Origin of the sequence: Sphaerotilus sp. (genome assembly GCF_013299175.1) — a bacterium.
In the GTDB taxonomy this organism is placed as follows: Bacteria; Pseudomonadota; Gammaproteobacteria; order Burkholderiales; family Burkholderiaceae_C; genus Sphaerotilus.
Genome location: NZ_JAAFKF010000104.1, coordinates 1 through 13,297, shown reverse-complemented (window position 1 = coordinate 13,297; position 13,297 = coordinate 1). Strand labels below are relative to the sequence as shown.

At 68.3% G+C, this 13,297-nt stretch carries 14 protein-coding genes; 3 read left to right on the top strand and 11 right to left on the bottom strand.

Annotation, left to right across the window (positions count from 1 at the left end):
- The 11 genes from QZW52_RS15715 to QZW52_RS15665 form a co-directional block, all read right to left on the bottom strand.
- On the bottom strand, window positions 1-526 hold a 526-nt coding region (locus tag QZW52_RS15715; protein ID WP_294000513.1), incomplete at its 3' end, for a hypothetical protein.
- Between the two features lie 46 nt (window positions 527-572).
- Entirely contained in the window at window positions 573-1,274 is a 702-nt protein-coding gene (locus QZW52_RS15710) for a class I SAM-dependent methyltransferase (RefSeq protein WP_294000511.1), read from the bottom strand.
- Between the two features lie 2 nt (window positions 1,275-1,276).
- Complete coding sequence (locus QZW52_RS15705) at window positions 1,277-2,524, bottom strand: glycosyltransferase family 4 protein (RefSeq protein WP_294000509.1); 1,248 nt, start codon at window positions 2,522-2,524, stop codon at window positions 1,277-1,279.
- A 1-nt stretch (window position 2,525) separates the two neighbouring features.
- On the bottom strand, window positions 2,526-3,662 hold the full coding sequence (locus tag QZW52_RS15700) for a glycosyltransferase (protein ID WP_294000508.1): 1,137 nt from the start codon (window positions 3,660-3,662) through the stop codon (window positions 2,526-2,528).
- Window positions 3,659-4,282 (bottom strand): acyltransferase, encoded by a 624-nt coding sequence (locus QZW52_RS15695; RefSeq protein ID WP_294000514.1) that lies wholly within the window; start codon window positions 4,280-4,282, stop codon window positions 3,659-3,661. Before QZW52_RS15695 ends, QZW52_RS15700 begins: the two co-directional genes overlap by 4 nt.
- A 59-nt stretch (window positions 4,283-4,341) precedes the next feature.
- Window positions 4,342-5,535, bottom strand: a complete 1,194-nt coding sequence (locus tag QZW52_RS15690) for a lipopolysaccharide biosynthesis protein (RefSeq protein WP_294000506.1) — start codon at window positions 5,533-5,535, stop codon at window positions 4,342-4,344.
- Between the two features lies 1 nt (window position 5,536).
- The gene (locus tag QZW52_RS15685; protein ID WP_294000505.1) at window positions 5,537-6,661 is read right to left on the bottom strand and encodes a DegT/DnrJ/EryC1/StrS family aminotransferase; all 1,125 of its coding nucleotides are present in this window, start codon (window positions 6,659-6,661) and stop codon (window positions 5,537-5,539) included.
- Window positions 6,662-6,680: 19 nt separating this feature from the next.
- Window positions 6,681-7,184, bottom strand: a complete 504-nt coding sequence (locus QZW52_RS15680; protein WP_294000504.1) for a hypothetical protein — start codon at window positions 7,182-7,184, stop codon at window positions 6,681-6,683.
- Window positions 7,184-8,392 (bottom strand): AAA family ATPase, encoded by a 1,209-nt coding sequence (locus QZW52_RS15675; RefSeq protein ID WP_294000502.1) that lies wholly within the window; start codon window positions 8,390-8,392, stop codon window positions 7,184-7,186. The genes QZW52_RS15680 and QZW52_RS15675 overlap by 1 nt, the downstream gene beginning before the upstream one ends.
- Complete coding sequence (locus QZW52_RS15670) at window positions 8,389-8,979, bottom strand: acyltransferase (protein WP_294000501.1); 591 nt, start codon at window positions 8,977-8,979, stop codon at window positions 8,389-8,391. The genes QZW52_RS15675 and QZW52_RS15670 overlap by 4 nt, the downstream gene beginning before the upstream one ends.
- A gap of 27 nt (window positions 8,980-9,006) precedes the next feature.
- Complete coding sequence (locus QZW52_RS15665; RefSeq protein ID WP_294000499.1) at window positions 9,007-10,065, bottom strand: Gfo/Idh/MocA family protein; 1,059 nt, start codon at window positions 10,063-10,065, stop codon at window positions 9,007-9,009.
- A 77-nt stretch (window positions 10,066-10,142) separates the two neighbouring features.
- Between QZW52_RS15665 and lysS the strand changes: the two genes are divergently transcribed.
- The 3 genes from lysS (at window position 10,143) to QZW52_RS15650 (ending at window position 13,231) form a co-directional block, all read left to right on the top strand.
- Window positions 10,143-11,660, top strand: coding sequence for a lysine--tRNA ligase (gene lysS, locus QZW52_RS15660; protein WP_294000498.1), 1,518 nt, complete (start codon window positions 10,143-10,145; stop codon window positions 11,658-11,660).
- A 32-nt stretch (window positions 11,661-11,692) separates the two neighbouring features.
- A complete protein-coding gene (locus QZW52_RS15655; protein WP_294000496.1) occupies window positions 11,693-12,064 on the top strand; it encodes a TfoX/Sxy family protein in 372 nt (123 codons plus the stop codon).
- 96 nt (window positions 12,065-12,160) lie between these two features.
- Window positions 12,161-13,231, top strand: coding sequence for an RNA-guided endonuclease InsQ/TnpB family protein (locus QZW52_RS15650; RefSeq protein ID WP_294000494.1), 1,071 nt, complete (start codon window positions 12,161-12,163; stop codon window positions 13,229-13,231).
- The last annotated feature ends 66 nt before the right edge of the window (window positions 13,232-13,297 follow it).

Sequence of the window (13,297 nt, the reverse complement as noted above, 5' to 3'; positions counted from 1 at the left end):
GTTGTGCCCCCACTACCCGAAGGAAGCGAAAGGGCTTGGGGGCAATGCCCTTCGATTCATCCACAGGGCGGTTGCTGTCGAACATGAACACCATCAGCCAGGTGGTTTCAGGGTTGTGACCCTGCCAGCGCTTCAAGTAGCGGGAGCCTTTGATCTCGATGCCTTCCTGCGCGTGCTGGACCGCATTCCCTGGAAATCGACCGGTTGGAACCATGTCCGGATGTCCGTTGTGGTACTGGTTCTTGACGATGGTGGCGCACTGCTTCGGAATGCCTGCGCTCATGAACTCGCCCACGATGCTGCTGAAATTGGCTGGCATCAGGATCGACTCGAAGCGGGCCATGCCGTTCTCGTGCATCCGCTGGTTGACCATGCGGATGAAACCGATGAACTCGTTCATGGCCGCGCCAATGTGCGCAGGGGTGACACCGTGGGGAATGCGGGCTTTGGGGTTGAAGTGCGCCAGGTGAACAGGCGTCGGTTCGCAAGCGGCTTGTTCGCGTTGGGAGTGGAGCGGGGTGGTCATGCACGAATGGCGGTGGGTGTGAATCTGTCATTGTCTCGAAAGACGCTCACGTTTTCGCCACCCACGCCAGCACATGCGTCCGCAGCCCCGGCACCGCATTCAGCACCGGATAAAACCCCGGCCACACCCGGCACGCCACCCGCGCCAGCGGCGGCGCCAGCGTCACCCGCCGCGCCTCGATCCGCCCCTCGGGAAACAACCTGCGCACCCGCCGCAGCGGCACTCCGCGCACGTCCCGGTTGCGCGGGTTGTCCACGGTGAAGTCGTACCAGAGCACCGCCCCGCCCGGCTTCACCCAGCGCCACATCGCCGCGGCCAGTCGCGCTTGAAACGCATCGTCCAGCAGCGACGAAAACACTGTCGCCTGGAAGACGAGGTCGCAGCTCGCCTCGGCGATCGGCGCGGCGCAGGCGTCCCCGAGGTGCAGCGCCACCCGCTCGGGCAGCACCGCCCGCGCTTCGGCGTGGCGCTCGGGCAGCAGCTCGATCCCGCTCAGGTGCTCCGGCCGCCAGCCCATGCGCAGGAACTCCAGCAGGTTGCCGCCCGCGCCGCAGCCGACTTCGAGCAGCCTGCGCTCGCGCAGGTCGTGCCAACCGTGGCCGGCCAGCAGTTGCAGCATCGCACGCTGGCGCTCCTGCACCGTCTGCCACACGTCCGGCTGCAGCAGGCTGTAGCGATCGACGAGGGCCGGGTCGGTGCCGCGCCGGGCGTAGCGTTCGGCCACGCGGTCGGGTTCGATCACCGCCATCGTCAGCCCCCGCAGGCGGCCAGGAAACGCCGCGCCAGCACCGGGTAGGTGTGGTGTGCCTGCACGAACGCCTGACCGCGCTCGCCCATCGCGTGGCGCTCGGTCGGCGTCAGGGCGGCCATGCGCTTCAGGCCGTCCGCCACCGCCTCCGCCGACTCGGGCGCCACCGTCAGCCCGCAGCCCGCTTCCGCCACCGGGTCGTTGCCCGCCTCGACCGAGTGCAGCACCGCGCAGCCGGCCATCATGTAGTCCATCAGCTTGTTCGGCGCGATGCCGAAGCGGTAGATCGGCACCCGCTGCCAGCCGATGTACGCCAGGTCGATCTCGGCGAGGAAGGACGGTATCTGCGCCTTGGGGATGGGCGGCAGCATCTGCACGTTCGCCAGCCCCTCGGCGCGCACCCGCTCGGCCAGCCGGTCGCGCTCGTGGCCGCCGCCAACCATGACGACGGCGATCGACGCGCCCTGCGCCTGCAACTGGCGCATGGCGTCGAGCAGCGTGTCCAGCGCGTTCGGCAGGCCCATCGATCCCGCATAGCCGACGACGGTGGCGCCGCGTACCCGAGCCTGTGACACCGCCGCCGCCACGTCCGGGCGCAGGGCGGGCAGCTCCCCCGTCCACTCATCCAGCGTGATGCCGTTGGGGACGATGTGCAGCTTCTTCAGGTCCAGCCCGCGGCTCGCCATGTGCGCGTGGACCTTCGGCAGCATCGACACCACCACGTCCGCGTCCCGGTAGGCGTCGTCCTCGGCCTTCTGGCACAGCAGGATGAAGGGGTGCCATGGCGACATGCCCGACAGCTCGATCGGCGACATCGGCCACAGGTCATGCACCTCGAACACCAGCTTCGCCCGCGCCATCCGCGCCAGCCGCCGGGCGACCCAGATGTCCATCGGGTAGGTGCTCGACGCGATCACGACATCCGGGCGGAACTGCGTGGCGATGCTGCGCGACGCCCGCCAGACCTGACGGAGGAACGCCCAGATGTTCTTCACCCGCCCCAGCCCGTTGCCCTGGTACGCCGGGCCGGGGAACCACAGGTAGTCGATGCCGTCGATGTCCTGGTGGGTGGGGGCGTTGACCGGGTGGTCGCGGTGGACCGGTGCCGTGGCGCGCACATGCGAGGTGGCGCAGGCGACCATCTGCACCCGGTGCCCCATGCGGATCCACTCGCGGGCGAGGTAGTAGGGCCGGTACTCCATGCCCAGCGCGGGCGCGCCGGCGTAGTGGTTCAGGTAAAGGATGTTCATGTCACATGAGTTCGGCCAGCCGGGACATCAGCCCCTCGACCGCCGGCGCGAACTGCCCGTGCAGCCGCACCCATTCGTGGTTGTCGCGGCCGATCTGCATCGCCTGCGGCAACAGCGGCGCGAGTTGCTGCGGCAGGTGCATCAGCTCGATCGGCGTGTTGGTCAGGATCAGCCCGTTCAGCCCGGAGCGCACCACCTCGTGGTTGGCCGGCAGGTCCGACAGCAGCGGGATGCAGCCATGCGCCATCGCCTCCAGCACCGACACCGCCACCGAGTCGCTCGACGGCAGGCTCAGGTACCACTGCGCGCGCTCGTAATGGCGTGCCTGCGTCTCGGCGTCGAGCCGGCCGACGAACTCGATGTGGTTCGCCAGCCCGAGTTCGCCCACGCGGGCCTCCAGCGCCGGGCGCAGCGAGCCGTCGTTGGCGATGGTCAGCCGCGCCTCCGGGTAGGCCGACACGATGGACGCGAACGCCGCGATCACCCGCTCCGGCCGGTAGATCGGCTCCAGCCCGCGGTTGGCGAAGAAGCTCCACGGCGCCTTGCGGGCGGGCGGCGGCGGCATCGTCTCCAGCCCGAAGGGGAACACGCGCACCTCGCCCGCGCCGAGCTTGCGCATCTGCGCGGCCATGTGCTCGGAGTCGCTGGTGGTCAGCACGCAGCCCTTGAGCACCTGCGACGTGACCCAGCGGAAATGCGGCCCGCGCTGCGGCGTCACCAGGATGTCGCTGCCCCAGGCCGAGCCGACGATCTGGCCACGCAGCTTCCAGCCCTTCTTGGCGGACAGGGCCAGCGTGCCGTGCGAGGTCAGGTAGTGGGGATGGATCCAGTCGGCATCCACCTCCTGCAGCCAGCGGCCGAGTTCCGGCAGGCGCCGCAGCAGGCCGACGTTGCCACCCGAGTGGTCCATGGTTTCACCGAGCGCGAGGCGGCCCCGTGGCGGCACGAGGTCGTCGAAGCCGGGCAGGAAGCCGCGGCTCGACGCCACCCACAGATCGACCTGCGGTGCCAGTGCCCTGGCCCATTTCAGGAGGTGCGGGCTTTCGCCATCGCCGATGAGGACGTGGCGCCAGCGGCCGTAGGCGGGTGGATCGGTGGCGGGCGGCAGATCGACGAGGGGGCGATACGGTCGGGTCATGGTCGGCGGTGGTCGCTGGCGCTGGCGCGTTCGTCGGACTCGGGCGTGGCGGCCCAAGCGTCGTGGTTCACCCTGGATGCTGGATATTGTTGGAACAGTGTCGCATCCCCGTCGCGGCTGTCGCCGACCACCTGCGCAGGGTGGCCATCGAGAACTGCGAAATCTGGAAACACCCCCCGCACACGGGCGCCTGCGCAGACAACTGTGCCGCGGCCGAGGCGGGTATTGGCCTCGATGACGCTGTGCGGGCCGATGAAGCTGTAGGCGCCGATGTGGACCGGGCCGCCGATCCAGCCCGGGCGCTCGCCGGGGCCGCTCCAGGTGGCGAAGGCGCGGCCGAGGAGGCGCTGGCTGCGGTGCGAGCTGTGGGTGACGATGGCGCAGTGGCTGGTGATCTGCACGCCCTCGTCGATGGTCAGGCCGCCGCTGGCGTCGAGCAGGTTGAAGTGGCCGATGTAGACGTGATCGGCCAGCACGAGGCGGTCTTCGCACTCGATGCAGGTGGACGGGGAGATGCGCGTGTGCGGCAGGTCGCGCCCCTGCGAACGCTCGCCGAACAGCACGCGGAACTGCAGCCCGCGCACCAGTCGCCGTCGCCAGCGGTTCAGCGCCGCACGCAGTCTCAGCATTCCCGCGCACCCTTCACGTCCATCCGTCCGATCCTTGTTGCTTGCGTTGCTCAATCCACCACGGGCCACATCGCCAGCCGCCAGAAATACCAGCCGAAGTACCCCGCCATCGCCGCCGACACGCCCCAGCCCGCGCCGGCCAGTCCGCCCAGATGCAAGCCCAGGGCCAGCGCACCGACGAACGCCGCCTGTCCCCCCAGCGCCAGCCGCAGCGCCCAGGCCTGCGCGCCCCAGGCCATCGTGACCACGGCCAGCGGTGCGGCGACGAAGTGTGCCCCGATGTAGGGCGCCAGCGTCCGCGAGAGTTCCCCAGCTTGACGCCATGCGGGACCGAACAACCGCTCGAAAATCCACGGCCCGAGCGCCCACAGCACGGCCACCAGCACCAGCCCTGCCGCGCCCAGCACGGCCATGACGCGCCGCACCGCTGCGCGCGCTGCCCGTGTCGGCCCCGGTCCCTGGGCGGCGAGCTGGGGATACAGTGCCTGCGAGACCGCACTGCCGACCAGCGTGGCCGGTGCCTTCAGGTAACGCAGCGCCAGCCCCCAGAAACCGGCCGCTGCGGGGCCGAGGGTCGCGGCGATCAGGGCCAGCGAGACGGTGTCCTGCAGTGCGCCGAGAAAGGCGTGCGGCGTGTTGAGCAGCGGGAATTCCTTGTAGCGGCGGGCGATGTCGCGCAACGGTGGTGCGTCGATCGCGGGCGCCAGCGTGGGGCGGCGCAGCAGCAGCGTCGCCAGCGTCTGCGCCGCGATGGGCGCGATCACCAGTCCGACCACCCCGCCGTGCAGCCACCCGGCCACCGCCTGCGCCAGCGCCGCACCGCCGTACTGCAACACCCGCGCCGCCGCCAGCGACTGAAACCGCCCGGCCCGCGTTGCCCCCATCGTCGCCAGCGACAGCCCCCCGCCCACCGCCACCGCCGGCCCGAGCCACAGCGCCCAGTCCACCCCGCGCCACCACGCCCAGCCCAGCCCGCCCAGGCTCGCCAATGCCGTCACCAGCCCGAGGATGCGCCAACACAGCCGCCGCAACGCCGTCGCCTCGCCGTCACCCTGCGCCAGCGGCAGTGCAAATTCATAGCGCCCGCAGGCGACCACCGCCAGGTTGGTGGCGATGGCGGCGAAGAGGTGGAAGGCGCCGAACTCGTCCGGCGTGTACAGCCGCGTCAGCAGCGGCCCGAGCAGCAGCGGCAGCGCCTGCGCCAGCGCGCCGCCGGCCAGCAGCGTCAGCGTGGCGCGCAGCAACTCAGGCGTCCGTGCGCAGGCTGGCGAGCGCGGACGCCAGCGCGGCGACCACGCGGTCCTGGTCCGCCTCCGACAGGTCCGGACTCATCGGCAGGCTCATCACGCGATCCGCCGCCGCCACGCTGTTCGGGCAGCAGTCGGGGCAGCAGAACGCGGCGTAGGCGGCCTGGTGGTGCAGCGGCTTCGGGTAATGCACGGCGGTCGGGATGCCGGCGGCCTGCAGCGCGGCCTGCACGGCGGCACGCTGTGGCACGAACACGGTGTACTGCCCCCACACGCTGTCCCGATCCGACCGCACGGTCAGCAGCCCGAAGCCCGGATGCTGGGCGACCAGCGGTGCGAGCAACTGGTGGTACCGCGCCCCGAGTTCACGGCGGCGTTGCAACTCCCAGTCGAAGCGCGGCAGCTTGGCGAGCACGACCGCACACTGGATCGTGTCCATGCGCCCACCGAGACCGACGCGGGTGTGGGTGTAGCGGGCGCTCTGGCCGTGGACGCGGATCTCGCGGGCGGCCTGGGCCAGCGTGTCGTCGTCGGTGAACAGCGCGCCGCCATCGCCGTAGCAGCCCAGCGGCTTGCTCGGGAAGAAGCTGGTGCAGCCGACGGTGGACAGGTGCCCGCTGTGGCCGCCGCGGTAGGTGGCGCCGAAGCTCTGGGCGGCGTCCTCGATCACCGGCAACTGGTGGCGGGCGGCGATCGCGTTGATCTCGGCCATGTCGGCGACTTGCCCGTACAGGCTGACCGGCATGATCGCCCGCGTTTTTGGCGTGATCGCGGCGTCGATCAGGGACGGGTCGAGGTTGCAGGTGTCCGGCTCGATGTCCACGAACACCGGCCTGGCGCCCAGCAGCGCGATGACCTCGGCGGTCGCGGCGAAGGTGAACGGCGTGGTGATCACCTCGTCGCCCGGCTGCAGATCGAGGGCCATCAGCGCGATCAGCAGCGCCTCGGTGCCGCTGGAGACGGTGACGCAGTGCTTCGCGCCGACGCGCTCGGCGAGGGCGGTTTCGAGCTGCTTGACCTCGGGGCCCATGATGTACTGGCCGTGGTCGAGGACGCGGTGGATCGCGGCGTCGATGTCGGGTTTGAGGGTGGCGTATTGGGCCTTGAGGTCGATGAAGTGCATGGTGGGGCAGACCGGAAGTTCAGGGAAGCTCGACATGGCGTTGTGGTGACGACAGACCCGCTTGTGCCAGTCGCCGCGCCTCCCGGCTGTTGGGCAGGATGCGGATGGCGCCTGTCATCGCCAGCCAGCAGTAGGCGGACACCTTGTGCTCCAGCGTGCGCAGTCCGTCGAAGTCCGGTTGAGCCAGCTTGGCTTTCAGCCACGCCAGCTTGTCGAGCATTTTCTGGACTTCGCCGGTGCTGGAGGCTGGATGCGCTTCCAGCCAGACGAGCAGTTCTGGGCCGGCTTCGCTGCGTATCCCGACGCCGTAGTCCCAGCGTGGCGAGGTCGGTTCGGTGGCCAGAAATTCGGCATCGAGATCGAGGCTGGCGGTGTGCCGGTGGCCAGAGCGCAGGGCCACGCCCGCGCGGTATTCGGCCTTGACCGCACCGAGTCCCGGCTGCGCAACCAATCCGGCGATCCGGGATGCCTGCTCGAACGCCGAGTCTGCCCGGGCGGAGCGTGACACACGGTGGGTCGCCATCAGCTCGCGGCTCCGGCGGCCCGGTTCACTGCGGCGGCGATCGCCTCGTTGACCCTCGACGAGAACCCGGTGATGCCGCCCCATTCGGATTCGGCGATGGCTTCAGCTCCGGGACTCAGGTTCGAGATGTCGCGCACGGCGTGCTGTCGGTCGAAGTAATAGACCCGGTAGTCCTTCTCCAGCGCCGTCCTGCCCAACTCCTTGGCCGGGACTGTCGCTTTCAGATCGAACAACCGTCGGACATCCGACTCGTCCGCGCCGAGCTTCTTGAACTCCTGCAGTGCCCAGACCATCTCCAGCACCACGGGCGAATGCGTCGAAATCACGACCCGGTACCCGCGCCGCAGCAACTCCAGCACCATCAGCAGCACGGCGGCGATGCCCTGCGGGTGCAGACCCATTTCGGGTTCCTCGATCACCACCCATTCGATGACTTCTTCCTGTACCTTGCCGGACATGCGCTGCTGGTGTCGCACGGCACACAACCAATACAGACCCATCAGCATCGGCGCGAATTCGCGCTGACCTGCCGACCACGACAGGAACCCCAGCGGCTTCGATTGCCCCGGCACCGCCAGCGCCAGCCGCTTGGTGAAGTCCGAGTCGTCGATCACCAGCTTGTTGCCGCCGAACAGATGCGCATTGATCGGTTCGCGCAAGGTGGCGTTGAGGCGATTGGGGGCAGGGAACAGCTCGCCTGTCGCCCCGAACTCGTTCTGGATCAGGTCATGTACCGCATCGCTGAAGACACGCAGCGTGTAGGGGTCACCATAGTTGAACTGGCCGAAGTTCTGCGACACCCCGCCCGGCAGGCTCATGACGCGCTGGGCCGGGATGTAGAACAGCCGTTCGTGCAGCACCTTGCCCTTGGGGGACTTGGTGGGAGCGGCGTAGTCGGGCAACTGGATGTGCTTGCCGTTCCAGACAAGGCGCGACTGTTCGATCTGCCAGGCCCCGGCCATGCCGCGGCCGAAATAGCCGTCGAGGAACGCATCCGCTCGTCCGCTGAAGTTCATGCTGTGGTGGCGGAAGGTCTCGTGGATCTGGTCACGGTCGATCAGCAGCTTGAGCGTCTGCAGGAAGATGCTTTTTCCGGTGGCTTGCGGACCCACGATGACGGTCAGATCGCCGAAGGTCACGTCCGCCTGCTGGATCGGCCCCATCCGCTCGACCCGGAGGCGCGGCAGCTCCTGCGCAGTCCCTTTCATGGCGCATCCACCCGCGTCACGACATCGCCCTGCAGCCGATACCGCTCCCCCGTCGCCGGGCACGTCGCCTCGCCCTCGCCGCGCACCGCCAGCCCGAGCCGCTCGCCGTTCCGGCTCATCCAGCCGATCCGCCGCGCCGGCACGCCGACCATCAGCGCGTAGTCCGGCACATCGCGGTTGATGACGCTGCCCGCGCCGACGAAGGCGTATTCCCCGACCGTCGTGCCGCAGACGATGGTGCAGTTCGCGCCCAGCGTCGCGCCGCGCTTCACCAGGGTGCGCAGGTATTCGCTCTTGCGCGACACCGCCGCCCGCGGGTTGTAGACGTTGGTGAACACCGCGCTCGGCCCGCAGAACACGTCGTCTTCGAGCGTCACCGCGTCGTAGACCGACACGTTGTTCTGGATCTTCACGCCCGCGCCGATCACCACGTCGTTGGCGACGAAGACGTTCTGGCCGAGCGAGCAGCCCTCGCCGATGCGGGCGCCGGCGCAGACGTGGCTGAAGTGCCAGACCTTGGTGTTGGCGCCGAGCTGGGCGCCGTCATCGACGATGGCGGTGTTGTGGTGCCAGGCGGGAGTGGTCATGTCGATTCCTTGGTTCGGTTCAGAACGTCAAAACACCAGCGGCAACCCCACCCGCACCCCATCCCGCGCACTCCGATACCCCGCGATCAGCACCTCCAGCGACCGCAGCCCGCTGTAGCCATCGACCTCCGCGTGCGCCTCGCCGCGCAGCGTATCGATGACGTTGGCGTAATAGAGCGGGTGCCCGAAGCCATAGACCGAGGTGGTCGCGTAGCTCGCCGCCTTGATCTGCGTGTCCTCCGGCGTCGGCGTGTCGAACTCCCAGTGCTGGATGTCGTTGATCGCCACGCCGCCGACGCGCACCGTGCCGCGCTCGCCCAGCACCGTGATCGAGCCTTCGAGGTTCTTCGGATACGTCAGCATCGTCACGTTGATGCTCGCCAAGCCGCCCGCCCGCAGGCGCAGGCTCATCACGCCCGAATCCTCCGCCTCGATGTCGCGGCCCTGCGTCGCGGTGTAGGCATGCACGTTGTCCACCGGCCCGACCAGCCAGTCCACCATGTCCACGTAATGGCTCGCCTGGTTCATGAACGCGCCGCCGTCCATGTCCCAGCGGCCACGCCACGGCGCCTCGTCGTAATAGCTCTGCGGGCGGGTCCAGAACACGTTGACCGTGACCATGTGGATGCGGCCAAACCGCTTGTCGTCGATGGCCTTCTTGAGGAGCTGCATCGTCGCGTTCAGCCGGTTCTGCTTGACGACGAACAGCTTCACGCCCGCGTCCCGGCACTCGCGCACCATCGCCATGCCCTCGTCCCACTTCGTCGCCATCGGCTTCTCGCTGAGCACATGGCGGCCAGCGCGGGCGATGCGCACCGCCTGCTGCGAGTGCAGGCCGCTCGGCGTCGTCAGCACGACGATGTCGGCGTCGCTGTCGGCCAGCAAGGTGTCGAGCGAGGTGAACGCACGGGCGCCGGTTTGCGCGGCCGCGGCCTGCGCGCGCGCGGGCACCGAGTCGCAGACCGCCACCAGTTCGGCGCGGTCGGCGTGCTGCTGCAGCGAGCCGAAGTGGTTCTGGGCGATGCGTCCGCAGCCCACCAGGGCGAAGCGGATCTTGCGGTCGGTGATCGGGTGGGCAACAGTCATGGGGCGAATTTTAGGGTCCACCCCTGGGCACAGCCTAAAATTGCAGCAAATTCAACAAGTTGAAGCCGAGTCCGCCGATGAGCCACGCCCCCGCCCCCACGCCCCCTGTCGATGACAACCAGCAGATCGCCGAACGCCGCGAAAAACTCGCCGCGATCCGCACCCAGGGCATCGCCTTCCCGAACGACTTCAAGCCCCGCGACCACGCTGCCGACCTGCACCGCGTCGCCGACGGGCTGGACAACGAGGCGCTCGAAGCCACGCCGATCCCCGCCTGCATCGGCGGCCGGATGATGCTCAAGCGCGTGATGGGCAAAGCGTGTTTCGCGACGCTGCAGGACGGCTCGCCCGCCGGCCAGGGCCGCATCCAGCTCTACATCACGCTCGACAACGTCGGCGCCGAGAAGCTGGCCGCGTTCAAGCACTGGGACTTGGGCGACATCCTCGGCGCCGAGGGCACGTTGTTCCGCACCAAGGCGGGCGAGCTGTCGATCAAGGTGACGGGCCTGCGCCTGCTGACCAAGGCGCTGCGCCCGCTGCCGGACAAGCACCACGGCATGGCCGACCAGGAGCAGAAGTACCGCCAGCGTTACGTTGATCTGATCACCGACGAGGCGGCGCGCACCCGTTTCCGCGCCCGCAGCAACGCGGTGTCCAGCATCCGCCAGTTCATGACCGAACACGACTTCCTTGAGGTCGAGACGCCGATGCTGCACCCCATCCCCGGCGGCGCCAACGCCCGCCCGTTCACGACGCACCACAACGCGCTCGACCAGGAGATGTTCCTGCGCATCGCCCCCGAGCTGTACCTGAAGCGGCTGGTGGTCGGCGGCTTCGAGCGCGTGTTCGAGATCAACCGCAACTTCCGCAACGAAGGCATCTCGGTTCGGCACAACCCCGAATTCACGATGATGGAGTTCTACGCGGCCTACTGGAACCACCACGACCTGATGGACTTCACCGAGCAGGTGCTGCGCCACGCGGCCGTGTCGGCGACGGGTTCTGCACGGCTGAGCTACGCGGGCAAGCCGGTGCATCTGGACGAGCCGTTCGCGCGGCTGTCGGTGCGGGACTCGCTGGTGGCCCATGCCGGCCTGACCGAAGCCGAGGCGGACGACGCGCACGCGGTCCACGCCAAGCTGAAGTCGCTCGGCGAGGAGCCGCCGAAGCACTGGAAGCTGGCGCAACTGCAGTTCGGCCTGTTCGAGGCAGCGGTGGAAGACAAGCTCTGGCAGCCGACCTTCATCATCGACTACCCGGTGGAAGTCTCGCCGCTGGCCCGTGCCTCCGACGCCAACCCGGCCATCACCGAACGCTTCGAGCTGTTCATCACCGGCCGCGAGTTCGGCAACGGCTTCAGCGAGCTGAACGACGCCGAGGACCAGGCGGCGCGTTTCCAGTCGCAGGTGGCGAACAAGGAAGCCGGCGACGACGAGGCGATGTTCTTCGACGCCGACTTCATCCGGGCGCTGGAATACGGCATGCCTCCGACGGGTGGCTGCGGCATCGGCATCGACCGGCTGATGATGCTGATCACCGATTCGCCCAGCATCCGCGACGTGATCCTGTTTCCGGCGCTGCGCCGCGAGGGCTGAGCGATCGACGGCCCGCACGCCACCCTCCCGCCATGGCCACCGACCGCACCTGCATCGACCACCTCGCCGACCAGCTCCACGGCTTCGGCGCCTTCTCGCACCGCAAGATGTTCGGCGAGTACGCGCTCTACCTGGACGCCAAGGTCGTCGCGCTGGTCTGCGGCAACCAGCTCTTCGTCAAGCCGACCGATGCCGGCCGGGCGCTGCTGGGGCCGGATGCCGCCATGGCGCCACCGTATCCGGGTGCGAAGCCGCATTTCCAGGCATCCGACCTGATCGACGAGCGCGAGGCGCTGGCGCGGTTGCTGCGGGCCACGGCGCAGGCACTGCCCGAGCCAAAACCGAAACCTCCGAAACTTCCAAAAACACCAAAGGCACCGAAGGCACCACGCCAGCCACGCTGACCCGGACGAAGCGACAAGCCCCGGGGTTCAGCCCGGGGTCGAGCGTTCAAGCCGGAACGGCTTGTCAAGCGACATGTATGGAAATACAGTTGTCGGATGGAAGCCGTGAAGACCCTCAAGCTGCGCATCAAGGACAAGCACGCGGGCGTGCTGTCCTTGATGGCGCGCGAGGTCAATCAGGTGTGGAACTACTGCAACGAGACGAGTGCGCGGGCGCTCCGGGAGCGGCGCGAGTTCTTGAGCGGGTTCGACCTGCAGAAGCTCACGGCCGGGTACTCGAAGTGCGATGGCGTGCGGATCGGTAGCGCCACGGTGCAACTGGTGTGCGAGGAGTACGCCACCCGGCGCAAGCAGTTCAAGAAAGCCCGGCTCAATTGGCGCGTGTCGAACGCGAAGTCAGCGAAGTATTCGCTCGGCTGGGTGCCGTTCAAGGCGGGCGGCGCGAAGTACAAGGCCGGGCAGATCGCTTTTCTCGGGCACAGGTTCAGTCTGTGGGACAGCTACGGGCTGAGCCGGTTCGATCTGCGCGCTGGCTCGTTCTCGCAGGACGCGCGCGGCCGGTGGTACCTGAACGTGTGCGTCAAGGTGGACGTGCTGAAGTCGGCTGGCACTGGGCTGATCGGTATCGACCTCGGCCTGAAGACTGCAGCGACGTGCTCGGACGGCGAAGAGCTGGCGTCCGGCCTGTACCGCAAGCATGAGGGCGCGCTGGGGATCGCCCAGCGGGCGCGCAAGAAGAACCGGGTGCGCGCGATCCACGCGAAGATCGCCAACACGCGCAAGGACGCGATGCACAAGTTCAGCACCGGGCTGGTCGAGCGCAACGCGGCGATCTTCGTCGGGAACGTGCAGGCGAAAGCGATGGTGAAGACCAAGATGGCGAAGTCCACGCTGGACGCCGGATGGTCAATGCTGAAAACGATGCTGGAATACAAGAGCCATCAGGCCGGCATCGTGTTCGAGGAGGTAAATGAAGCCTACACAACCCAGACCTGTTCGCGCTGCGGGGTCATACCCGCCAGCAGTCCGAAAGGCAGGACAGGTCTGCGAATGAGGCGATGGACATGCTGCGATTGCGGCGCGGAACACCACCGCGACGTGAATGCAGCCAGGAACATCGCCGCGCGCGGACATGCGCGTCTCGCAGGAGGAATCCCCGTCCTTTAGGGCGGGGAGGATGTCAACGGACCGTGGTTCAGAACGTGTAGCCCGTCTGGACCTCGACGTTCTCCA

Coding starts and splice junctions, on each gene's coding strand:
- QZW52_RS15700 (WP_294000508.1), bottom strand. CDS start 3,662: ATGACCCGACCGTATCGCCCCCTCGTCGATCTGCCGCCCGCCACCGAT.
- QZW52_RS15650 (WP_294000494.1), top strand. CDS start 12,161: ATGGAAGCCGTGAAGACCCTCAAGCTGCGCATCAAGGACAAGCACGCG.
- QZW52_RS15680 (WP_294000504.1), bottom strand. CDS start 7,184: ATGGCGACCCACCGTGTGTCACGCTCCGCCCGGGCAGACTCGGCGTTC.
- QZW52_RS15655 (WP_294000496.1), top strand. CDS start 11,693: ATGGCCACCGACCGCACCTGCATCGACCACCTCGCCGACCAGCTCCAC.
- QZW52_RS15710 (WP_294000511.1), bottom strand. CDS start 1,274: ATGGCGGTGATCGAACCCGACCGCGTGGCCGAACGCTACGCCCGGCGC.
- QZW52_RS15670 (WP_294000501.1), bottom strand. CDS start 8,979: ATGACCACTCCCGCCTGGCACCACAACACCGCCATCGTCGATGACGGC.
- QZW52_RS15685 (WP_294000505.1), bottom strand. CDS start 6,661: ATGCACTTCATCGACCTCAAGGCCCAATACGCCACCCTCAAACCCGAC.
- QZW52_RS15675 (WP_294000502.1), bottom strand. CDS start 8,392: ATGAAAGGGACTGCGCAGGAGCTGCCGCGCCTCCGGGTCGAGCGGATG.
- lysS (WP_294000498.1), top strand. CDS start 10,143: ATGAGCCACGCCCCCGCCCCCACGCCCCCTGTCGATGACAACCAGCAG.
- QZW52_RS15705 (WP_294000509.1), bottom strand. CDS start 2,524: ATGAACATCCTTTACCTGAACCACTACGCCGGCGCGCCCGCGCTGGGC.
- QZW52_RS15665 (WP_294000499.1), bottom strand. CDS start 10,065: ATGACTGTTGCCCACCCGATCACCGACCGCAAGATCCGCTTCGCCCTG.